Here is a 23,050-nt window from a genome sequence, read left to right as displayed (position 1 = left end):
TTATCGCAGCTTTGTCTCGTTTTGTCGCATTTGTTGCTAGCGGTTATAAATTTGTTATATCGTTAGTATTTGCGATTTTATCGTTGGCGTAGATAGAGAATTTATGGCAGTTAAACCTTATGAAAGTACGCTCGAGATAGAGCCACAAGCATTTTCAAAGCAAAGCCACCAATTTTGGACGCTACAAATTACCGGCTGGTTAGGCTACGCAGTGGTGGTTTTTCTTGCCATTATTCGCCCGCAAATTGGCCAAACTGGCTTTAACCTCTCGGGCCAGTTACTTAACCTGATTCTTGAAACCTTTAGTGGCTTTGTTTTGTCGTACTTGCAGTGGCAATTGATCCGAAAAATTGTTCATTTGCCACTGAAAAAAACCTTACTATTAAGCTTTCTGTCAGCGGCAAGTTTAGGCTTAGTTTTTAATGTTATTAAACTAAGCACCTATAAAATGGTGGTGTATCAGCAGCAATGGAACGAAGCATGGGATATGTTGGAATTTGGTGGTTGGTTACTCTTCTCCTTGTCGACCATGTTTGTCTGGACTTCTATCTACTTTATTATGCTTTATAACACTAAATTACAAGGTGAGCATGAAATGTTACTGCGCGCGCAAACGGCAGCAAAAGATGCGCAGCTACAAATGTTACGTTATCAATTAAATCCGCATTTTATGTTTAATACCATGAATGCCATTTCCACCTTGATCTATAAAAATGACAACGACACCGCCAATGAAATGCTCGATAAACTGTGCGAGTTTTTCCGCTATTCATTAGATAAAAATGATAAAAGTAAAACCACCTTGCAAAAAGAATTAGAATTAATTGAGCTCTATTTATCCATTGAAAAGGTTAGGTTTGGTGAGCGGTTAAAGGTAGAAATTGCGGTAAATAGTGAGGTATTGGCATGTCAGGTGCCGTCAATGTTATTACAACCTTTGGTGGAAAACGCCATTAAACATGCGATAGAGTTGCGAAAATCTGGTGGTGAAATTCGTATCAGCGCTCAGCAAGTAGCAGAGCGCTTACTGATCGAAGTTGCTGATAATGGTCAACAACAGTCCGCCCCAGCTAGCGATGGCTTCGGGATTGGCTTGACTAATACCAAAGCCAGGTTAAGTGCGATGTTTGCGGGCAATTATCATGTCAATATTGCCAATGCTGAGCAAGGTGGTACTGTGGTTTCAATATCAATCCCATTTGAGCAATAAGTCGATAATATGAAGAATAAAGTACTAACGGCATTAATTGTTGATGATGAACCTTTAGCATTAGAGGGGCTAAAGCTTAGACTGGAAAAAATTCCTGAAATTAACGTTATTGGGGAGGCTTGCGATGGCGATCAAGCGATCCATTTATGTCAAACCTTATCGCCTGATGTGATGTTTTTAGATTTACGCTTGCCCGGGCTTAATGGCATTGAAGTGGTGCAAGCCTTACAGGCCGATGTCTTGCCTATGGTGGTGTTTGTTAGCGCCTATGGCGAATATGCGTTAGATGCCTTTGAGCTTAACGCCATAGATTATGTGTTAAAACCAGCCAATTTAGGGCGTTTGCAAAAAACCGTTCAGCGCATTTTACAACGGATTCAGCCGCTTGATTCCAGTAAAGAAAAATTTAAACTGCTGCAGGCACTCGGTGAAACCTCAGGTGTTGCCATTAGCGAGCTTGAAAACTGGTTAGCGTCAGACTTACCCCTGCCAACGGCATTTGAGCAAGAGTTAGTGATTAAAAACAGCGACCATGAGAAAGTGTTTGTGGCCATCAAAGATATTCGCTGGATTGACGCGGCCGGTGATTACATGTGCGTACACACCAAAAATGAAACCCATATTGTCCGTATCACCATGAAGAAACTAGCCAGTCAATTGGATCCGAAAATTTTTGCGCGCATTCATAAGTCAACCTTGGTTAATGTTAATTGCATTAAAAGTATTAAGTCACTGCGTAATAGTGAAAGCCTGCTGGAATTAGGCGATGAAGTGCAGCTAAAAGTAAGTCGCAATTACAGCTCTGCTATTCAAGACTTGCTTGAGGCAAAACAGATTTAGCACCTTGCTGAGCTTAGTTACTCACAGGTAACAGTGGCAGGTTAACAATTAACCGTTTTATCCGATATATGTATCGTTTTATCCGCACATTTAGCATAAAACTTTGCATACCGCATGCTATAACCACCATAGCGCATTTCGTTTGTAACTATTTGTAAATTATCTCAGTATCATTTCAGGGGCTAGTGTTTGTTAAGTGATTAACGTACTGGCTATCAGGCTATGCTGTTAAGCGTTTCACTTTAATAAATATAACTATCTGTGAGCAGCACAACAGCGAGTGCAACAAGAGTAGTTGGGTAATTGGAACACAAATTATGATAAAAACTGCAAAAAATATTACAGGCTTACTGGCTTTGTTAGCAAGCGTTACCTTAGTAGGTTGCGGTGGTAGCAGTGCTGAAACCAAAACCAATACCGATGCTGTCAATCCGCAACAGCCGGTTAGTGATTGGCAAATGGTGTGGAGTGATGAGTTTGATGGCACCAGTATTAATACCAGCAACTGGACCCATGAAATAAATTGTTGGGGTGGTGGTAACCAAGAAAAACAATGCTACACCGACAGTGAGGAAAACTCCTACCTAAAAGATGGCAAATTACATCTAGTTGCTTTACCTGCAGCAGCAGGCGCAGAGTTGCCTTATACCTCAGCGCGCATGATCACTCGCTACAAAGCCGACTTTAAATATGGTCGTATTGAAATCAAAGCCAAGCTGCCTAGCGGTCAAGGAAGTTGGCCAGCATTTTGGATGATGCCGACCGATGAAAGCTATGGCGAATGGCCAAAATCGGGTGAAATCGACATTTTAGAAGCGGTTAACTTAGGCGTAACCGATGCCGAGGGCAAGGCAGAAAACCATATTCACGGCACACTGCATTACGGCAAAAGCTGGCCCGATAATTCGTCTTCAGGTAAAGGCTATAGCCTAGCTGATGGTGTTAACCCGGCCGATGACTTTCATACCTATGCGATAGAGTGGCAAGAAGGTGAAATTCGTTGGTATATGGATGACTACTTATATGCCACGCAGCGCCAATCTAAAGTGCGTTATAACAGTAAAGATGAAGCAGTAGGTCTGGCACATCGCGGTTGGTTTACTGAGTATTATGATCAAGTTACCGGCGAGTTAACCACCTTTTGGGACACGGCGCCGTTTGATAAAGAGTTTTATTTAATTTTAAACTTTGCTGTTGGCGGTAACTGGCCTGAAAACGTCAACGCGTTAGGGGTTGATGCCAGCGCCTTTCATGCCGATAACAAATTTGAAGTCGATTATGTCAGGGTTTATCAATGTCAGTCTGATCCAGAAACCGGCAAAGGCTGTGAAACAGTACGCCCAGGTTATGACAGCGCTGATGATGCCTTAGTCGAAGGTAAAGCGCCAATTCCATCACCACCATCTGTTGGTGTTGCACAAAACTTGACAATATTTTCCGGTACCATCAACCCTAATTGGCCAGCATGGGATTGCTGTGGTGGTTCAACCCCTACGCTAGTTAGCGACGTTGAACAAGGCGATGTGATGGAGTTTTATGTTGGCGCCGAGCCAACGGTGAATGGCTTTATTTCTCGCGATACCTTTATCGACGACCCAGCAGGCCAAGCAAGCCCGTTTGATGCCTCGCCATTAATTGCCACTGGCAAATTAGCCTTTGATATGAAGGTTGTTAGTATGCCAAACAGCGCCGATGCTGAATGGGTATTAAAAGTAGAAAGCCAAGAAGGTAGTACCGCGGTTGATATGCTGTTAGCCGAAAGTCTAGAAGGCGCAGCACCGGTTGCGGGCGAGTGGCAACGTTATTCATTCTCGTTACAAAGCTTAGCTGATGCCGGTTTAGATTTAAGCGCAATTGACGTAGTGATGATATTTTCAACTTGGGGTGCAGGCGAAGGCGCGGTATACCAAGTCACTAACCTGACCATTGCCGGTGATACTGGCGCCTCGCCACAAGTGGTGTTATTCGAAGATGCACAAAACCCCAGCTGGCCAATGTGGGATTGTTGTGGCGGCTCAACGCCAATGGTTGAAACCGATGACGAAGCGCATGGCGCTGTTGCTGAATTTAGCATTGGTGCTGAGCCAACCGTGATGGGCTTTATCTCTCGTGAAGGCAATACTGATAGCCCAGCCCCTTTTGACGGCACAAGCATTTTGGCAAATGGCGTTATTCAGTTTGAGATGAAAGTGGTGACTATGCCAAACGATGCTAGTGCTACTTGGGTATTTAAAGTGGAAGCAGACAACAATACTTCCGCGGTTGAATTACCACTATCTAGCAGCGTTGAAGGCGTAGTACCTGTGGCGCAGCAATGGCAAACCTATACCTTTAAACTAGCCGACTTAGCCAATGCTGGCTTAGATGTCAGCGCCATTGATGTCATCATGATATTCCCAGCGTGGGGCACAGGTGAAGGCGCGGTTTATCGTGTTGATAACGCTAAGATCTACGATCCTAACGCCTCGACAGGGTTTAACGGCCATGTGTTATTTGCCGATGATGTCAAAGAGCAATGGAGTATTTGGGACTGCTGTGGTGGTACCACACCAACGCTTGAAAATGACGATACCGAACATGGTATGACCGCAGAATTTGTTATTGGCGCTTCGCCAACCGTAATGGGCTTATTGGCTGATGATGATGTTTACCTTGATGCGTCTAGCTTACTTAACAACGGCGTAATGCAATTTGAAATGAAAGTTATTAGTGCGCCAAATGATGCCGATGCGGTGTGGAAGTTTAAAATTGAAGCCGGCGATGCTGCTTCTGCGGTGGAGTTGGATTTAAGCGCCAGCGAGGAAGGGGCTGTACCTGTAGTAGGCCAATGGCAAACCTATACCTTTACATTACAAAGCTTATTTGATGCCGGCCTCGATTTAAGTGCTATTGACGTCATCATGGTATTTCCAGCGTGGGGCAGTGGTGAAGGCGCTGTCTATCGTTTAGATAATGTGATGATTTATGACCCGTCTAGCGTACCTACAGCGCAAGGCCTGACTCTATACGATAATGCTCAACACCCTGAGTGGCCGATTTGGGATTGTTGTGGTGGTTCAACCCCGACAGAAGAAACCGATGACGCAGAGCACGGTATGGTGGCGGAGTTTGTGATTGGCAGCTCGCCAACTGTGATGGGATTTTTAGCCAATGAGGGCGTGTATTTTGATGCCAGCGCATTACAAGATAATGGTGTTGTTCGCTTTGAGATGAAAGTGCTGAGCGCCCCCAATGATGCCAACGCAGTATGGAAATTTAAAATTGAAGCTGGTGATACCACCTCGGCGGTAGAACTGGACTTAACAGCCAGTCAAGAAGGCGCCGCGCCTGTGGTGGGGCAATGGCAGACATATACCTTTGCACTTGCTGATTTGTTTGCTGGCGGTTTAGATACTAGTGAAATTGACGTAATTATGGTTTTCCCTGCTTGGGGAACGGGTGAGGGGGCAGTTTATCGACTGGATAATGTCGCGATAACGGCTCAATAAACACCTAATTATAAAAGTGGCGCGGCGAGTTGAATCTTGCTGCGCTAACTCAAGCTAATTTAACTGAGTAGGATTAACATGAAACATTTTACATTTTCGAAAAAACATTTAGCGGTTTGTATCGCAGCAATTATTGGTGCTGGCTTTAACGTGCAGGCATTAGCGGCTGAGGCTGAAGAAGCCACTGAGCAAAACGACAATATGGAAGTGATCACAGTATCAGGCATTCGTGGTAGCTTGTTGCGCTCCATGAGCATTAAGCGCGATATGTCTGGTGTGGTAGATGCAATTTCAGCAGAAGAAATGGGTAAGTTTCCCGATACTAACTTAGCGGAGTCGCTGCAACGAATTACTGGCGTGTCGGTTAGTCGCAGCAATGGTGAAGGCAGCCAAATTACCGTGCGCGGTTTTGGCCCAGACTTTAACTTAGTCACCTTAAATGGTCGTCAAATGGCGGGTACCGGTTTTACCCGCTCGTTTAATTTTGAAAACCTGTCTTCAGAAGGCGTTAGCTCACTTCAGATCATGAAAACCGCGCGCGCCGAAGTGCCCACCGGTGGCTTAGGGGCAACGGTGAATATTGTTACGGCAAAGCCATTACAAAATCAGGGCGAAAAATTCTCATTTATGGCCAAAGGTATGCACGATAGCTCGGTGGTTGCCGGTGACGATATTACACCTGAAGTTGCTGGTATTTACAGTAATACCTTTGCCGACGACAGATTTGGCGTGTCGGCTAACTTTTCTTATCATCGTCGCGACTTTCAACGACAATCTGCCAATGTGCGCTCGTGGTTAGTCAACCCTAGCTTAAGCTTAGATGAAAACAATATTATCGATAACCGACATATGGACGCAGAAGGTAATGTTATCGGGCAGTTTTTTGACCCCAGCGTCGGCGAAAATGGCGAATACATTGCGGCGTCGTTTTTTCCACAAGAAATTAGCTTTGCCAAAGATGATATTCAACGCGAGCGTACCAATGCCCAAGTCACCCTGCAATTTGCTGCCTCAGATGACTTGATCTTTACCTTAGATCATACCGTGTCAAATGCAGTAACCGGCAATAATTCGCTGTCTTGGGGCATGTGGAATGGCTCGTTTGGTGGTAATGCCAATGCCTATGAACTGGATGAAAATGGCACGGCAATTTATTATAACTCGGCCGGTGATGATGGCTCTTTTACCTCATTTCGCGAAACCAATGAGGTAGACTCTAAAGCGACTGGCCTCAACATTGAGTGGTATGCCACCGATAACTTAAGCTTTACTTTAGATGCCCATACATCAAAAACTACCACAGACAATGGTAAAGACAAAGGGTTAGGGGCTAATGCGCGGGTTATTTTAGGCTCAGCCGACTTAGCCAATAAAGAATACTTTTTTCGAGATGGTGATATTCCCGGCTTTAATATTAACTGGAATAATGGCAGTCAAGAGATCAGTCCTAATCAAATAGGCTCAAACTTTAGTATTTTTACCCGCACCCCAGGTGAGTCTGAAGTATCACAAATACAACTAGATGGCGAGCTGCTCATCGACACTAACTTTGGTCTAGAAACGCTCAAGTTTGGTAGCGCTTATACGAAACAAACTTTAAGTGGCTGGGGCGGCTCAAATAACGCCAATGCGCCTGGCTTTAACAATGGTACCTTTGCGGAAATCTTCCCCGATAGCATGTTTGAACGCGTCGATTTGGGCGACTTTTTAGATCAGTTCGCCTTTGGTGCGGGTGGCGTTGCCCCGGGGTATGCCTATACCTTTAATCTTGATGAAGCATTTACTCGGCAAGCCTTATTCTTGACCCAAGATGTGGTGGGCAGTGATGTTTATCAAGTGGGCACCTTTGACGGCTTTCCGGTTAACAAAGTAGAAGAAGAAACCATCAGTGTTTACCTCTCTAGTGACTGGGCATTCCAAGTCAGTGGCTATGACGTGCAGGTTAATCTCGGTGTACGTTATGAAGAAACTGACATTGTCAGCCCCGCAAAAAGCCGTGTTGCCGAGCAAGTATACTGGGCCGGCGGCTCAGAATGGATGACAGAGTTTGCCAGTGGTGGTGAGTTAGTCACAGTCGACTATGAAGGGAAATACGATCTACTGTTGCCAATGTTAGATATTAAAGTGGATCTGAGTGATGAACTTGTGGCGCGGGCGTCATGGGGCCAAACCATTACTCGACCGACACTGGGCGACATGCTAGGTAACCTAAGTTTAACCTCATCGCCCAAACTGAACTCACGCAGTGGTAGTCGCGGTAATCCAAACTTACAACCTTTTAAATCCACCAACGTCGATCTGACACTAGAGTATTACTATGGTGACGCTAGCTATGCGGCAGTTGGACTGTTTTGGAAGGATGTTGATGACTGGATTGATAACGCTGAGGTAAAAACCACGTTTGACGGCTTACATGATGTTTATTTAGGTCAGCGCTGGAACAATGCTGTGGCGGCAATAGAAGGGCGCGGCGAACAAGCAACCGATGCCGCTATCTACAATGAGATTGTTGCTAATGGTGTTGGTATCGGTGAGAACAATCGTATCTTGCCCGATAGTGGCAGCGATCCGCTGATTGAATGGACCATTAGCTCGCCGGAAAATGTCGGGTCGCGAAAAGTAAACGGTATTGAAGTGGCGATTCAGCATTTATTTGGTGAGTCTGGTTTTGGTGCGGGCTTTAACGCCACCTTTGTTGACGGCGATGTTGAATATGACAATTATGTTTTAGCCTCACAAGCCGTTTTGTCTGGCTTAAGTGACTCAGCCAACTTACAGGGGTTTTATGAAAAAGATGGCTTGTCGGTGAAAATTACCGCCGCTTGGCGTGATCAGTACTTAATTGGTCAAGGCTTACCTGATGCCGCCGGCGCGCCACCGCAATACGCGGAAGAGTACCTGCAATGGGATCTCAGTGTTAACTATGATGTCAATGACAACATGACGGTGTTTTTTGAAGGGGTTAACTTAAGCAATGAAACCGAGCGCACTTTTAGCCGTTTTCAAAGCCAATTCTTAAGTGCCGCTCAGTACGGGCCAAGATACACCTTGGGCTTTAGGTACACCATGGACAACTAAGCCAGCTTAATGTTTAGCGCTGTTGACTAATATCAGCAGTGCTAAATAAAGCTACTTCTTACTTTGGTGTTGCCTAGCTTAGCTACGCGTTAACTAAGGTTAACGCGTCTTAGGCAGCTACTCGCTAACTTTCTCGATATAGGAATACTTCTTATGGCTGGACAATCGGTCATGGCGGCGCAGCGTGATAGCGCGCCAGTTCAGGGCACAGGGCGGCAAAACCGCTTGGCGCTGATCTCATTAACCTCATTGTTTTTTATCTGGGGCTTTATTACCTGTTTAAATGACATTTTAATCCCGCATTTAAAAGCGATTTTTGACTTAAGCTATACCCAATCTATGTTGGTGCAATTTTGCTTTTTTGGTGCCTACTTTTTAGTGTCATTACCGGCGGGGCATTTAGTTAAAAAAGTTGGCTATCAAAAAGGCATTGTTGCTGGGCTTGTTGTGGCGGCACTGGGCTGCTTGCTGTTTTATCCTGCGGCGTCAATGCATAGTTATCCGATGTTTTTATCGGCACTGTTTGTTTTAGCCAGTGGCATTACCATTTTACAAGTGTCGGCTAACCCGTATGTCACCTTACTGGGACCAGCAGCGTCTGCGTCATCAAGGTTGACCATGACACAAGCGTTTAATTCTTTAGGCACCACAGTGGCACCGTATTTAGGCGGTTTGTTCATCTTAAATGAAGCCGTTAATGCTATGGCGAGCACTCCTTCCGCCGACTCGGTTAAAATGCCTTACTTAATACTAACCGCCACTTTGCTGCTATTAGCCGCCATTTTTGCTTGGCTAAAGCTGCCTCATATCGCCAGTGCGGAAGCCGAGGCCGATGAAGTGATCACAGGCTCAGCATGGCAATATCGTCATTTAGTGTTAGGGGCGGTGGGGATTTTTGTTTATGTCGGCGCCGAGGTGGCAATAGGTAGCTTTATGATCAACTTTTTCGGCGAAGCTAATATTGCTGGCTTAGCTGAATCAGACGCTGCCAAATATCTTACCTATTATTGGGGCGGCGCTATGGTAGGACGCTTTATTGGCGCGGCTGTAATGCAAAAAATTGCTGCCGGCAAGGCGTTGGCATTTAACGGCTTGATTGCGGCAGTTTTAGTGACTTTAGCCATAGTTACCAGTGGCGCGCTTGCCATGTGGGCACTGCTTTTGGTTGGTCTTTGCAATTCCATCATGTTTCCCACCATTTTCAGTTTAGCGCTAAATCGGTTAGGAAAACACACCAGTCAAGGGGCTGGCATTTTATGCTTAGCCATTGTTGGCGGCGCTATTGTCCCCCTAGTGCAGGGCATGCTCGCCGACAGCATGGGGCTGCAATTATCGTTTATATTACCCTTACTTTGCTATGGCTTTATTGTTTATTACGGTTTACGTGGCGCAAAAGTAAATGAAACTTTGTTAAAGGAGCAAGCATAATGCATCAGTTTGCCAAATTTTTACTCTCTGCCATAGCGGTTGCGACCATTACCGGTTGTAATGTCGAGCCGAAGGCACAAGTTAAAACACCAACACCAAGCGCAGCAGCGCCGCTTGCCAAACAAGCGCTGCATAAAGACTTGTCAATATGGCCGACCATAACATCGCAAGTGCGAGCCGATCCAGCCCTTGAGCGTCGGGTATCGGCATTGTTAGCGCAAATGAGCTTAGAACAAAAAGTGGCACAAATGATCCAACCGGAAATTCGTGATATTAGAGTTGAAGATATGCGCCGATACGGTTTTGGCTCGTACCTTAATGGCGGCGGCGCTTTTCCCAATAATAATAAGCATGCCACGCCACAAGACTGGATTGCTTTAGCTGAAGCCATGTATCAGGCCTCAATTGATGACTCGTTAGATGGCTCAAGCATTCCGACCATGTGGGGCACTGACGCCGTGCATGGGCACAATAATGTGATTGGCGCGACCTTGTTCCCACACAATATTGGTCTAGGAGCGGCAAATAACCCAGCGTTAGTGGAAAAAATTGCCCAAATTACCGCCAAAGAAGTGATGGTAACCGGCATAGATTGGGTGTTTGCGCCAACGGTTGCAACCGTGCGTGATGATAGGTGGGGCAGAACCTATGAAAGCTATTCTGAAGATCCTGAAATAGTTCGAACTTACGCCGCTGCCGTAGTTAAAGGCTTGCAAGGTCATGCGGATAAAGACGTTTTAGCTGACGATCGGGTGATCAGCACAGTTAAACACTTTATTGGCGATGGCGGTACAGTTGCTGGCGATGACCAAGGCGATAACCTTGCCTCAGAGCAAGAATTATTTGACCTACATGCCCAAGGCTATGTTGGCGGTTTAAGCGCAGGTGCACAATCTGTGATGGCCTCTTTTAATAGTTGGCACGGGGAAAAAATTCATGGCCATGATTATTTATTAACGCAAGTGCTAAAAGAAAAAATGGCCTTTGACGGCTTTGTGGTGGGAGACTGGAATGGTCACGGCCAAATTGACGGCTGTCGCAATGACAATTGTCCGCAAGCGGTCAATGCGGGCTTAGATATTTTTATGGTGCCTACCGATGCTTGGAAACCTTTATTAGAAAATACCATAGCACAGGTTAAACAAGGCATTATTTCGCAAGCGCGCATTGATGATGCGGTCAGCCGTATTTTACGGGTTAAGTTACGCGCCGGTTTATTTGACAAACCCAGCCCGGCCAATAGAGTGTTTTCAGGTAAAACTGCCTTGATTGGTCATCAGGAGCATCGCGCTGTTGCACAACAAGCGGTAAGAGAGTCTTTGGTATTGTTGAAAAATAAAAACAATATTTTACCGCTGTCGCCAACGCTAAATATTGTAGTGGCGGGAGATGGTGCAGATAATATTGGCAAGCAGTCTGGTGGTTGGAGTATTACCTGGCAGGGCACGAACAATACCAATGACGACTTTCCTGGTGGTACATCCATTTATGACGGTTTAGCCGCGCAGGTTCAGGCAGCAGGCGGCAAGATAACATTAAGTGAAAACGGCGAGTTTACCGAGCAGCCTGATGTCGCGATTGTGGTTTTTGGCGAAGAGCCTTATGCAGAAGGTCATGGCGATAAAGACAACTTAGACTATCAACGCGGCATGAAAACCGATTTAGCGTTATTGAAAAAACTAAAAGCGCAAGGTATTCCCGTGGTGAGTATTTTTATCAGCGGCCGTCCTATGTGGGTCAATGCTGAGCTCAATGCCAGTGATGCCTTTGTCGCGGCTTGGTTACCTGGCTCTGAAGGCAAAGCGGTTGCCGATGTCTTGTTAACCGATGCGGATAATAATATTCAGTACGACTTTACCGGTAAGTTATCCTTTTCTTGGCCAAAAACCGCCAACCAAACGGTCAACCGCTTTGATGATGACTATCAGCCGTTGTTACCTTATGGTTTTGGTTTAAGCTATCAAGCTAGTGCAACATCAACGCGATACACTTTGTCTGATAATTTATCCGAAGCAGTGCAAACTGATGCCAGTGCTGCTAAAAACACCGTGATTTTTAACGGTAAAACCGCAAAACCATGGCGAATGTTTTTAACCTCGGCGCAGCAAAGCGTAGAGTTGCGCTCTAGTAGTGCGAGCTTAACCGGCATTGATTATCGAACGGTCGATAAAGTAGTGCAAGAAGATGCTTTTCGTCTAAAAACCCAAGGCGGTACGGAAGCAGGCGTGGTGTTTAGCAGCAGCTTTAGAGAAGACCTCGCGTTTGAGTTAGAGCAAAATTCTGTGCTATTAATGACGGTAAAACCTGACAGCGACATTACGAGTCCTGTGGCGATAATGATGCATTGTGAGTCGTTAGGTGACGCCGCGGGTAGCTGTCGTGCAAGTGTCGATATTACCCAGCAGTTACAAGCTATGACGCAAGGGCAATGGCAAGATATTGCCATAGACTTACAGTGTTTTGTGCAGCAAGGTCTGGCTATGGATAAAGTGGTGTCGCCATTGGCATTATCGACTCAAGGCGCGATGACGTTATCAATTAGTGCCTTAAGTTTTGCTAAAAAGCCGCCAACAGCACACTTCATTCAATGTCCTTAATAGGTAAATTAAGTTAATCGCCGGTAATGATTACCGGCTTTTTTTTGTTATTTTTTTACTATTTCAGCACTTTTGCTAATTAAGCCAAGACTATTGCTTTAAAAAGCAGGATAATTGCCGCCATTAAGATAATTTCGCGCGTTTACGCGCTTGTTAATGCAATAAAGCAAGCGTAAAGGCAGTGATGATAGCTAGCAAATTTAGGACCCAATACCATGGAAATTAACGTTGATTTTCTCGATAATTTAAAAGTTCAAGCCAAGTTTGACGACTTTAGCGTTGTTGCCGATCAGCCAATTCGCTATAAAGGCGATGGTGCAGCCCCTGGGCCGTTTGATTACTTTTTGGCGTCATCTGCTATGTGTGCGGCTTACTTTGTTAAGGTGTATTGTAATTCGCGCAACATTCCAACCGAAAATATTCGCCTATCGCAAAATAACATTGTTGATCCAGAAAACCGTTATAAGCAAATTTTTCAAATTCAGGTTGAGCTGCCGGAAAATATTTCAGAGAAAGATCGCTTAGGAATTACGCGCTCAATTGACCGTTGTACGGTTAAAAAAGTGATCCAAACCGGGCCAGAATTTAAAGTGGAGTTAGTGGAAAGCCTTAGCCAAGATGCACAAGCCATGTTAATGGAGCGACCTGACAGTGACAGCCATACCTATATTTTAGGCAAAGATCTCCCGCTAGAAGAAACTATTAGCAATATGACGGCAATATTAGCCAACTTAGGCATGAAAATAGAAATTGCCTCATGGCGCAATATTGTCCCTAACGTTTGGTCATTGCACATTCGCGACGCGGCTTCACCTATGTGTTTTACCAATGGTAAAGGTGCCACTAAAGAAAGTGCGCTTTGCTCAGCGTTAGGCGAGTTTATCGAGCGTTTAAACTGTAACTTTTTTTATAATGATCAGTTTTTTGGTCAAGAGATTGCGAACAGTGACTTTGTGCATTACCCGAACGAAAAATGGTTTGCGCTGCAAGATAATGATGAGTTACCGGCAGGCATTCTAGATGATCATTGCTTAGCGATTTACAATCCTGATGATGAACTGCGCGGCTCGCACTTAATTGATACCAACTCAGGCAATGTTGCACGCGGTATTTGTGCCATTCCTTATCGTCGCCACAGTGACGGTGAAACGGTTTATTTCCCGTCTAATTTGATTGAAAACTTATTCTTAAGTAATGGCATGAGCGCAGGAAATAACTTAGCCGAAGCGCAGGTGCAGTGTTTATCAGAAATATTTGAACGCGCGGTAAAAAGACAAATTATAGAACAAGAAATTGTCTTACCTGACGTGCCTAGAAATGTACTGGAACAATACCCGGGGATTCTTGAAGGGATAGACGCGCTCGAAGCACAAGGCTTTCCAGTGGTGGTTAAAGATGCCTCATTAGGCGGGCAATTTCCGGTGATGAATGTCACCTTAATGAACCCAAAAACCGGCGGCGTATTTGCCTCGTTTGGCGCGCACCCAAGTTTTGAAGTGGCGCTAGAGCGCAGCTTAACTGAGCTACTGCAAGGGCGCAGTTTTGAAGGTTTAAACGATGTTGCCAAGCCAACCTTTAATAGCTTAGCCGTGGCTGAGCCGGAAAACTTAGTTGAGCATTTTATTGACTCAAGCGGTGTTATTTCGTGGCGCTTCTTCGGTACTAATTATGATCATGAGTTTTGCCATTGGGATTTTTCCGGCAGCAATGAACAAGAAAGAGATCATTTATTTGCTATTTTAAACGACTTAGGAAAAGAAGCCTATGTGGCGGTATTTGATCAACTAGGTGCGACTGCCTGTCGTATTTTGGTTCCTGATTATTCTGAAATATATCCGGTGGAAGATTTAGTGTGGGATAACACCAATAAAGCATTAGATTATCGCGCCGACATTCTTAATATTCATCGTTTAGATGATGATGCGTTAGCTGCGTTAGTCACCCGCTTAGAAGATAGCCAGCTAGATAATTATATTGATATTCGAACCTTGATTGGTATTGAATTTGACGAAAATACCGTGTGGGGTCAGCTCACCATATTAGAGCTTAAACTACTGATTTATCTAGCGTTAGGCGCGTTAGAAAATGCTCAAGAGCTGGTGGAAGAGTTTTTGCAATACAATGATAATACCGTACAACGCGGATTGTTTTATCAAGCCATGCAAGCGGTATTGGAAATTAGCCTTGATGACACGCTAGCACTGGATGATTTTATTTATAACTTAAATAGAATGTATGGCGATGACACCATGGCGAATGTGGTGGGCTCAGTTAATGGCAGCGTGAGGTTTTATGGCCTGACAGAAACCAATATGCAACTTGACGGCTTAGATAAGCACCTGCGCTTAATTGAAAGCTATAAAAAACTGCATCATGCCCGTAAAGTGGCGGCGGAAATGACGGCTAAAAACCACTAAACTTACTGTTGCTACTTGCTAATTAGCCATGTATGACAATTAGTCATTAACTAAGAGGTCATAAAGAAAGAAGCCAATGTAGCTGCATATGTTGGCTTTTTATATGCCTGCTTTTTACCGGCGTACTGGCGTTAGAGTTGGGCGTGAGAGTTGCGTGCCTTTTGCTAACGCAACATGTAATGCTTGGCACATTCGCTATTGATGCAATAGCCGCTTTAACAGCTGTAAAGCTAGCATTAGAGGTATTACAGGTTAAGTTTTCAGGAAGCCTAGCTTGTTAAATTTTAAGCAAAAAAAAGCGTCTACTTTAAAAAAGTAAACGCACGATAAAATCATAAAACACTAAGGGAAGTAACTCTCTCGTATAGTAAGAGTTAGCTTTACACTTTTAGTTCAAATTTATTTAAAAAAAGTTAGCTTTTTATGTTGAGGGTTTTTCACTAAGCTAGGTTAGCGTATAAAAGCTTAGTTAGATTGCAAGCTAGGTATTCTTAAAGTTTCTCTGGTTAACAGTTTTTCAGCCACCTCTATTGGGACTTGGTAAAATTCATTTACATAAGCCTTGGCATGCAAATAGTCACGGATCTGGCTTTTAATCTGGCACGGGTTGGCGCAGGCTATTGAAAATACAACTTTATATTCGCCCGGGGTTTTGGCAGATAGTGCCGCAGCATGTTCAATAGGGTCGTTTGGTGTACAGCCAATTTTGATAACGTCACTAAAAAAAGAATGTGTCATCACATAAACATTGCCATGTGACAGTGATTGCTTGTTGGTCGGTGGTTTATTTTTATCACCCATCTTAACGCTCCTTGCCTACTACTTTGCTATAGAAAACTATTGTTACTTCCGTAGCTGAACCTTAGCTATTATATGATATTGGCAGGGCATTTTAAACTCGGCTATGGTGAGCATTTTCGACATAAATAACGCTAAGCTCACTTTTGTTTTGAGTAACATGTTTAAATTTAAAATTGGCTTAGGTAACTTGATTACTTTTTGTACATAAATTAAGCTGATCAAGTTAATCAGTTGAACGAACCGTTACGATGTTTTGCTAGAAAATATAAAAGGATAGATATATGAATAACAAGTTAGCCATGATACTGATAGGCTTGATCAGTGTTTTTTCGCTCGCCGTAAGCGCCGAAGAAATTGTAGAGTGTCAAAGTGATTATTGTGTTAATTATTTTAAAAAGTTCAAAATGGGGGCTAAGCGAGGCTATGTGCAAGCCAATGCAACCTTAGGGCAGTTTTACTATATTGGTTATGGTACCGATAAAAATGAAGATAAAGCGCTAAAATACCTTCACAAAGCGGCAGTTAAGGGCGAAAGCTCGTCTCAGTATTTAGTGGGTGTTATTTCTTTAGTAAGTGAAAAAAATAGAGATTTAAAAAAAGCGATTAAATACCTAGAAAAAGTAGCAAAGAAAAATTATAAAGATGCCAATTACTTGCTTGGTACTTTATATATAAACGATAAAATGGTTGCGAAAGATTTAACGAAAGCAGATTTTTACTTAGCAAAAGCATATCAACAAAAAGACAAACGACTGCCAGAGTTATTACAGTCAATAGACCAGTCACTTCAAGATAATGCGAAAAACTTTCCTAAGTTAATGGCAGCGATGGAGAAACGTCCGTTAGTAAAGGATAAAAACAATGATTTAGCTTGGCCAAAATCGCATATTGAAATTATTACTGTGAGAACCGCGCCGCTAACGACATTATTTGATGAACAATTGGTAACCTTTAAGCGCAGAAAAAAAACTACCGGCTCTAAGTTACAAGGTAAAACCTGTGATGAGCAAGTTGGCTGTTATCAAGCCCGTTTGGGCCGACAAGCTATAGATACCTTTTTTAATATCACCTCAGCTTATTCATATTCTAATTAGTTAATCGTTTAGTTTGAATATTGCTGCAAAAATGCCAATTTTTCATTGGCATTTTTTTATCAACAGACTTTAGCTTTTGTTTATCGGTAATTATTTATCTAGTACAGGTGGTTAACGTGAAAGCAGGGGCAGTGCCAAGCTGTTAAAAAAACAACGCTATTACTTACGCGCTTGTGCTGTGCTTTTTGCCATAGGGGTATTTTAATTTAATGCTGAAAAACGCAACTTAACTAAGCTTCAAGCTAAGTTTTATTACTGTTATACTGCGCTTATAACTCTCAAATTAAATAGGTTGCTTGGTCTAAAGCTACGACAACGCAACTTGTTACTGGAAACCTGAATGTCATTTTCCCACCTAAACTTATCCGCGCCTTTGATAAATGCGCTTTCAGAGTTAAATTATCAGCAAGCTACCGAGATACAAAAGCAGGCCATACCGGTTATTTTATCAGGAAGAAACCTTATTGCTTCAGCACACACAGGTACTGGCAAAACCGCGAGCTTTGTTTTGCCGTTACTGGAAAAGCTCAGTATCGCCAACAATACACAACAAGCACCATTGCGCGGTAAGCGTATTCGAGCACTGATCTTAACACCGACGCGTGAATTGGCGATCCAAGTGCAAGCAAGTATTGAAAAGTATAGTAAATACCTAGATATCAGTTCGATGGCTATGTATGGCGGTAGCGATATAACAATGCAAAAGCAACGCTTAATTTGGGGCGTTGATATTTTGGTGGCAACACCTGGGCGGTTATTAGATATGGCCCATCAAAAGGCCGTCTATTTTGAGCAGTTGCAGACTTTTGTTTTAGATGAAGCCGATAGAATGCTTGACATGGGCTTTATTGAGGATATTAATAAAATTATTGCGCGTTTACCCGAGCAGCGGCAAAACCTGCTATTTTCCGCGACAATTTCTGACGATGTCAGGGCGCTAGCAAAACGCACCATAGCTCAGGCCAGCGAAATAAGCATCGCCAATACGAGCGCGACCGCGGCAAAAATAACCCAGTGGTTAGTCACGGTTGATAAAGCGAATAAATCAGCCTTATTGAGCTATTTAATAAAAGAGCTAGATTGGCAGCAAGCGTTAATTTTTATTGAAACTAAACATGGCGCGGCTAAATTAGTGTCACAACTAGCAAAGCGGGGCATTAAAGCCGAGTCAATTCACAGTGGCAGAACCCAAGCGGTGCGAGAACAAATTTTAGCGGATTTTAAGGCGGGTAGGGTTAATTTTCTAGTCGCTACTGGTATCGCAGCACGCGGCATTGATATTGGTGAGTTAGCACGGGTGGTGAATTATGACTTACCGGATAAAGCTGATGAATACACGCACCGTATTGGCAGAACCGGGCGAGCGGGTCAACGTGGTGAGGCGGTATCCTTGGTCGCTAAAGATAACTTTCGCAACCTCTGCGCCATTGAAAGTAATCTAGGGCATATTATTGAGCGCAGAGAGTTTGCGCCATTTCCGGTGAAAAAGTTGGTACCAATATCGATTTTAAATTATGTGCCTAAACATAAGCGCAACTAAAGTTTAGCTAGTAGGCGAATAGCATGGTGTTAACAGGCTGTAGTTGTTGTAAGGTATTTTTAAAATGATTAATTGCAATGTTAGAATAGCGATAATGTACGATTTTTTTAACCACGCAATGAATCAGTAAATAGGAAAGTTAATGAACCCAATTATCGCAATTTTAAAAGAACATAATATTAGTGATCAACAAATCAAAGACGTTTTTCAAGCACTCACCGAAAACCCTATCATGGCAATGACAACGGTACAGCAATTAGGTATTCCACAAGATAAGCTACAGGCGTTAATGATGATGTTGATGCAAAATCCTGACTTAATCAAAGAAGCGGTAGATGAGTTAGGCTTAGACTTTGCAAAAGTTACAGCCGCGAAAGCGCAGCTAGAAAAATAACCTTAATTTAGAGAGACAGCGAACATGAAGCGCAATAAAACGCCATGTTCGATTGACTATACTTAGCTTTGCACATTATTGCTATAAGCCTTTGCGAGCAGAGGCTTATTATTTTTTTTTGAAACTAGCGAACAACACATTAGCCCGGTAAAAATCTAGCCACCTTAAGTTGTGAGGGTTAATAACCTAGCGTAAGCGCTTTGCATAATTAAAACATTCAAGTAAGCTGCCTCACTGTCACCCATTTACAATTTTCATTTTATGTCGACTAAATCTATATTAATTACCGGCTGCTCTAGTGGTATTGGCTTGCATGCAGCGTTAACGTTATCGGCGCGTGGTTATCAAGTATTTGCAACGGCCCGTAAAGCTGAGGATGTTGCAACACTTCAAGCAAAAGGCTTGACGGCTTTTGAGCTTGATTTAACCAACGCTGACAGTATTGAGCAGACGCTTAGTCAGGTGCTTGCCCAAACTAACGGCCAGTTAGACTTTTTGTTTAACAATGGTGCTTATGGCCAACCTGGGGCGCTCGAAGATTTAAGTACCCAGGCGCTAAAAGCACAGTTTGACAGTAATGTGTTTGGCTGGCATGAGCTTACACGACAAGTGATCCCTGTGATGAAGCGGCAAGGGCATGGTCGCATTATTCAATGTAGTTCAGTATTGGGTTTTGTTGCTATGGCGTACCGTGGTGCCTATAACGCGTCAAAATATGCTATTGAAGGCTTAACAGATACTTTGCGCTTAGAGCTAAAGTCGGCAAATATTGCCGTGGTATTGCTCCAGCCAGGCCCGATTAACAGCCAATTTAGGGTCAATGCTTTAAAAGCATTTCAACAACATATTGATATTGAAAATAGCACTTATCAAACACAATATAATCAGCAGCTAGAACGTTTACGCAGCGAACAGCCTAATAATCGTTTTACCTTAGAGCCTATTGCAGTAACCCAAGCATTGATCCATGCGTTAGAAAGTAAACGGCCAAAAATACGCTACCGAATCACAACCCCAACCCGAATATTTGCCGTCTTAAAGCGCTTATTGCCGGCACGTTGGTTAGATTACTTATTAGCAAAAGGTTGATGCATGCAATGTAAACCTTGTATCGACTATTACAATTTGCTGCTAGTCTTATTTTGCCAAGGCTTTGCTCGCCAGCACAGGGGAATTGGTTTAAAAAAAAACGCATTACCATAGCAACTGTGTGCTTTAACTTTGCATAAAGCTCGTTGCGATTGTATCTAATTCGATATAGCAGACATAAAATAAACGAGCTCATCTTAGTGGTTAATTTTTAATGCAAAATTTGCTATTGCGGCAATTTGGTTCCATATTAAACAATAATTAAATCAAACTAAAATTATGATGCCAAACAAGTCATGGCGACTTGACTGTGTGTATATGCATTACGTTTATTGCCAATTGAGGTCTGCATGTTCAAGCTAGCTTTAACAATAAAACAAAAAATAATATTGGGCTTTAGCACCATAGGCGTGTTACTTGTTGCGGGTAGTCTATTTTTTTATCACTCGTTAAGCCAAATCAGTCAAGCGAATCAAAATGTCGAGCTATTAGCGGTTCCAGTACAAAAGCAGAGTAATGCCATGCAAATGAAGTTACTCAATATGAACAGATTAGGGGCGCTAGGGTTTACACAGCAAGATAGTGCCCAGTTGGCACAAAATGAGCAGGCATTTGCCAATTTAGATGCCGCATTTCAAACAGCGGCTACTGACTTGGGTAGTAAAGTAGCAGATCAAACGCAAATGCAGCAAGTATTGAGTCGCGCTTTGGAGCATTACCAAGCTTATGTTAAATCGAGTAAAGCGTTTTATGTCGCGAAAAATAATGCAGTTGCCGCTGAACAAGCGTTCACAGAACATTACCAACAATTTCTAAGTAGCCGAGAGCAAGCCAGTAACGATATGTTAGACCTTGAGTTGTTAACGATTGCAAATAACAGGTTAAAAGAAGACATTATTGGCAATGGTACCCGTATTGACGATATGTTATTTACTTTACAAGGCACAGTGTCGAGCTTGCCTCAAGTTAATGAACTCAATGTGCTGATTCAACATCAAGAAGATGTTAGCTTTTTGATGGCAAATGTAAAAAATAATTACGATTACATGCTACAACTATTTGCCGACGTTAACGATAAATCATTGCTAGAGAGCTTTGCACTTAAATTCGCGACAATAAATCAATTACTTATCAAGCCCGGTGAAGTTTATTTACAAAAGCAGCGTGTATTAACGGAATCTGCTAACGCCAAAACCGCTTATGCCAGTGCAATGGACAGTTATAACGCGACATATCAGCAGCTTACATTGCTTTTATCCTTAGCAGAAACACGTTTTAATGCTTTACAGTACACCACGAAAGCGAAATTGGCGACAGGCGAAAAATTAGTGCTATATATGGTGTTAATATTTATTGTTTTAGCGATATTTATTGGTGTTGCTACTACGCGGGCTATGTTAGGGCCACTTGCGAGTGCCAATCAGTCTTTAGCATTGATAGCACAAGGAGATTTAACCCAAAGACTGAGTATCATCAATGCGGATGAGTTTGGTGAGTTATTTAATAATATTAATAAACTGAGCGATGATTTAACGAGTTTACTGCAAAATATCAGTCAAAATGCCTACTCACTTGATGAGTCTGCAAAAATGAGCAGTGAACAAAGCCATCGTATTGTCGAGTCGACCACAGCTCAGATCACGCGTGTTGGTGATGCTAAACAAATAGCAGAACAAATGTTTGCCAGTTCTTCCAGTGTCGCAGATGAAGCACAGGCAACAGCAAACCATGTTTCACAGGCGTCAGAACACAGCCTTGAAGTGCGCTCAATTGCTGATAATAATAATCAACGTATTGTCTCCCTATCTCGCCGTTTAGCGGACTCGGTTGCTGTTATGGCGCGATTAAGTAAACACAGTGATAGTATAGGTGGCATACTAGACACCATAGGCAGTATTGCCGACCAAACCAACTTATTGGCACTAAATGCTGCCATAGAGGCGGCAAGGGCGGGTGAACACGGCAGGGGCTTTGCGGTAGTTGCCGATGAGGTTAGGTCGCTGGCATCGCGCACCCAAGCGTCAACGGCTGAAATTCATCAAATGATTGCAGCATTACAACAAGAAACCCAGAGCGCAGAACTGGCGATTTCACAAGGACAAAGCCAGGCCACTGAGTGTGCATCTCAAAGTCAAGAGTTAAGCAGTGCCATTAAACAAATTGAAGATGCTCTGCATACGATAGATGACATGAGCAAAAGCATCAGTACGGCTGCTAATGAGCAATTAGGCTTTAGCCAAGATATTGAAGCTATGATGAGTGCCGCAGCGCAAGAAGCTTCAGCTAACGCGCAGCAGTCACAGGCGTTATCCAACCGTAGCGATGAAGTCAATAAATTGGCTGACTCATTAACCGATTCAGTGGCGCGCTTTAAGTTATAACTATTATACCGCGATAAAAGTGCGCATAGGTAAAATGGCTATTATCTGGGGGCATTTGCGTAAGGGTCATTATCGTGATTTTTTTGCGCTTTATTTTCTGACGGCTTGGCGCGCTCTGCGCTTTTTTTACCCTTGTTCGCGCTCCCATAAGCTGATTTTTTAGTTCTATTGTCGGTTCGGTGTGTTTCTTTAAAGCTTGCTTTAGTGACGGGGATCATAGCTTGACCTTTTAATAACACTTTCGGCTCTTTTGCACTGACGTGTAGGGGAATAATACGTTGGCGAGGCGGTATTTCAAATTCATCTTCACTCGGCTCAGGTAAGTTTTTAAACGTGTAAAGGTAGAAGCGTTCAAGGGTTTCTCTTGCCCATTGCGTTTTGCGCAAAAACTTTAAACTTGATGCCATACTCGGGTTATTTTTAAAACATTTTATGCGCGTATATTCCGCAAGGATATCAAAGCCGTAATGACTGACGACTTCACTGAGTAAGGTTTCTAGCTTTAAACCATGCAATGGATTGTTTAATTGAATGTCTTGTTGATTCATAGTTGCTCTATTTGGTGACCATTAGCATTATTATACACTGAAAAAATTGCAGCATAAGTGAAGTTTATCAAAGGGGCAGTTTTCGTTATTAAGCTATTGCCTAGCTCAGAACATCTAAGGAGAAATAAGTAGCGATTTGATGATG

The 23,050-nt window shown here is 43.2% G+C and carries 14 protein-coding genes; 12 read left to right on the top strand and 2 right to left on the bottom strand.

Going from position 1 to position 23,050, the window contains the following annotated elements; genetic code table 11:
- The first annotated feature begins 103 nt into the window (after nucleotides 1-103).
- The 7 genes from B6K83_RS12770 (at nucleotide 104) to B6K83_RS12740 (ending at nucleotide 15,058) form a co-directional block, all read left to right on the top strand.
- Entirely contained in the window at nucleotides 104-1,210 is a 1,107-nt protein-coding gene (locus B6K83_RS12770; protein WP_085285313.1) for a sensor histidine kinase, read from the top strand.
- A 9-nt stretch (nucleotides 1,211-1,219) separates the two neighbouring features.
- Nucleotides 1,220-2,050 (top strand): LytR/AlgR family response regulator transcription factor, encoded by an 831-nt coding sequence (locus B6K83_RS12765; protein ID WP_085285312.1) that lies wholly within the window; start codon nucleotides 1,220-1,222, stop codon nucleotides 2,048-2,050.
- Nucleotides 2,051-2,367: 317 nt separating this feature from the next.
- Nucleotides 2,368-5,538, top strand: a complete 3,171-nt coding sequence (locus B6K83_RS12760; protein WP_085285311.1) for a glycoside hydrolase family 16 protein — start codon at nucleotides 2,368-2,370, stop codon at nucleotides 5,536-5,538.
- 78 nt (nucleotides 5,539-5,616) lie between these two features.
- Entirely contained in the window at nucleotides 5,617-8,616 is a 3,000-nt protein-coding gene (locus tag B6K83_RS12755) for a TonB-dependent receptor (protein ID WP_085285310.1), read from the top strand.
- 171 nt (nucleotides 8,617-8,787) lie between these two features.
- Nucleotides 8,788-10,044: a sugar MFS transporter gene (locus tag B6K83_RS12750; RefSeq protein ID WP_092251388.1), complete on the top strand. Its 1,257-nt coding sequence runs from the start codon at nucleotides 8,788-8,790 to the stop codon at nucleotides 10,042-10,044.
- Complete coding sequence (locus tag B6K83_RS12745) at nucleotides 10,044-12,641, top strand: glycoside hydrolase family 3 protein (RefSeq protein ID WP_085285308.1); 2,598 nt, start codon at nucleotides 10,044-10,046, stop codon at nucleotides 12,639-12,641. The genes B6K83_RS12750 and B6K83_RS12745 overlap by 1 nt, the downstream gene beginning before the upstream one ends.
- 215 nt (nucleotides 12,642-12,856) lie before the next feature.
- Nucleotides 12,857-15,058 carry an OsmC domain/YcaO domain-containing protein gene (locus B6K83_RS12740; RefSeq protein WP_085285307.1) on the top strand — a complete coding sequence of 734 codons (2,202 nt, stop codon included), beginning with the start codon at nucleotides 12,857-12,859 and terminating at the stop codon, nucleotides 15,056-15,058.
- Nucleotides 15,059-15,523: 465 nt separating this feature from the next.
- On the opposite strand, the gene B6K83_RS12735 is transcribed toward B6K83_RS12740, so the two are convergent.
- Entirely contained in the window at nucleotides 15,524-15,859 is a 336-nt protein-coding gene (locus B6K83_RS12735; RefSeq protein WP_085285306.1) for a GIY-YIG nuclease family protein, read from the bottom strand.
- Nucleotides 15,860-16,140: 281 nt separating this feature from the next.
- Here B6K83_RS12735 and B6K83_RS12725 point away from each other — a divergent pair, with 281 nt between their 5' ends.
- The 5 genes from B6K83_RS12725 (at nucleotide 16,141) to B6K83_RS12705 (ending at nucleotide 22,357) form a co-directional block, all read left to right on the top strand.
- Complete coding sequence (locus B6K83_RS12725; protein ID WP_085285304.1) at nucleotides 16,141-16,953, top strand: tetratricopeptide repeat protein; 813 nt, start codon at nucleotides 16,141-16,143, stop codon at nucleotides 16,951-16,953.
- A gap of 340 nt (nucleotides 16,954-17,293) precedes the next feature.
- A complete protein-coding gene (locus tag B6K83_RS12720) occupies nucleotides 17,294-18,493 on the top strand; it encodes a DEAD/DEAH box helicase (protein ID WP_085285303.1) in 1,200 nt (399 codons plus the stop codon).
- Nucleotides 18,494-18,635: 142 nt separating this feature from the next.
- Nucleotides 18,636-18,887, top strand: coding sequence for a DUF2999 family protein (locus tag B6K83_RS12715; protein ID WP_085285302.1), 252 nt, complete (start codon nucleotides 18,636-18,638; stop codon nucleotides 18,885-18,887).
- A gap of 261 nt (nucleotides 18,888-19,148) precedes the next feature.
- Nucleotides 19,149-19,976 (top strand): SDR family oxidoreductase, encoded by an 828-nt coding sequence (locus B6K83_RS12710; protein WP_085285301.1) that lies wholly within the window; start codon nucleotides 19,149-19,151, stop codon nucleotides 19,974-19,976.
- Nucleotides 19,977-20,326: 350 nt separating this feature from the next.
- Nucleotides 20,327-22,357, top strand: a complete 2,031-nt coding sequence (locus B6K83_RS12705) for a methyl-accepting chemotaxis protein (protein ID WP_085285300.1) — start codon at nucleotides 20,327-20,329, stop codon at nucleotides 22,355-22,357.
- 41 nt (nucleotides 22,358-22,398) lie between these two features.
- Here B6K83_RS12705 and B6K83_RS12700 read toward each other — a convergent pair whose 3' ends face one another.
- Nucleotides 22,399-22,905: a VF530 family protein gene (locus B6K83_RS12700; RefSeq protein ID WP_085285299.1), complete on the bottom strand. Its 507-nt coding sequence runs from the start codon at nucleotides 22,903-22,905 to the stop codon at nucleotides 22,399-22,401.
- Between the last annotated feature and the right edge of the window lie 145 nt (nucleotides 22,906-23,050).

The organism is Colwellia chukchiensis, assembly GCF_002104455.1.
Classification (GTDB): Bacteria; Pseudomonadota; Gammaproteobacteria; order Enterobacterales; family Alteromonadaceae; genus Cognaticolwellia; species Cognaticolwellia chukchiensis.
The sequence above is the reverse complement of the archived record's forward strand: the minus strand, read 5'-3'. Positions and strand labels throughout refer to the sequence as shown.

Bases quoted from the DNA above. Each gene is read 5' to 3' on its own strand.
- B6K83_RS12770 (WP_085285313.1), top strand. From the start codon at position 104: ATGGCAGTTAAACCTTATGAAAGTACGCTCGAGATAGAGCCACAAGCA.
- B6K83_RS12765 (WP_085285312.1), top strand. From the start codon at position 1,220: ATGAAGAATAAAGTACTAACGGCATTAATTGTTGATGATGAACCTTTA.
- B6K83_RS12760 (WP_085285311.1), top strand. From the start codon at position 2,368: ATGATAAAAACTGCAAAAAATATTACAGGCTTACTGGCTTTGTTAGCA.
- B6K83_RS12755 (WP_085285310.1), top strand. From the start codon at position 5,617: ATGAAACATTTTACATTTTCGAAAAAACATTTAGCGGTTTGTATCGCA.
- B6K83_RS12750 (WP_092251388.1), top strand. From the start codon at position 8,788: ATGGCGGCGCAGCGTGATAGCGCGCCAGTTCAGGGCACAGGGCGGCAA.
- B6K83_RS12745 (WP_085285308.1), top strand. From the start codon at position 10,044: ATGCATCAGTTTGCCAAATTTTTACTCTCTGCCATAGCGGTTGCGACC.
- B6K83_RS12740 (WP_085285307.1), top strand. From the start codon at position 12,857: ATGGAAATTAACGTTGATTTTCTCGATAATTTAAAAGTTCAAGCCAAG.
- B6K83_RS12735 (WP_085285306.1), bottom strand. From the start codon at position 15,859: ATGGGTGATAAAAATAAACCACCGACCAACAAGCAATCACTGTCACAT.
- B6K83_RS12725 (WP_085285304.1), top strand. From the start codon at position 16,141: ATGAATAACAAGTTAGCCATGATACTGATAGGCTTGATCAGTGTTTTT.
- B6K83_RS12720 (WP_085285303.1), top strand. From the start codon at position 17,294: ATGTCATTTTCCCACCTAAACTTATCCGCGCCTTTGATAAATGCGCTT.
- B6K83_RS12715 (WP_085285302.1), top strand. From the start codon at position 18,636: ATGAACCCAATTATCGCAATTTTAAAAGAACATAATATTAGTGATCAA.
- B6K83_RS12710 (WP_085285301.1), top strand. From the start codon at position 19,149: ATGTCGACTAAATCTATATTAATTACCGGCTGCTCTAGTGGTATTGGC.
- B6K83_RS12705 (WP_085285300.1), top strand. From the start codon at position 20,327: ATGTTCAAGCTAGCTTTAACAATAAAACAAAAAATAATATTGGGCTTT.
- B6K83_RS12700 (WP_085285299.1), bottom strand. From the start codon at position 22,905: ATGAATCAACAAGACATTCAATTAAACAATCCATTGCATGGTTTAAAG.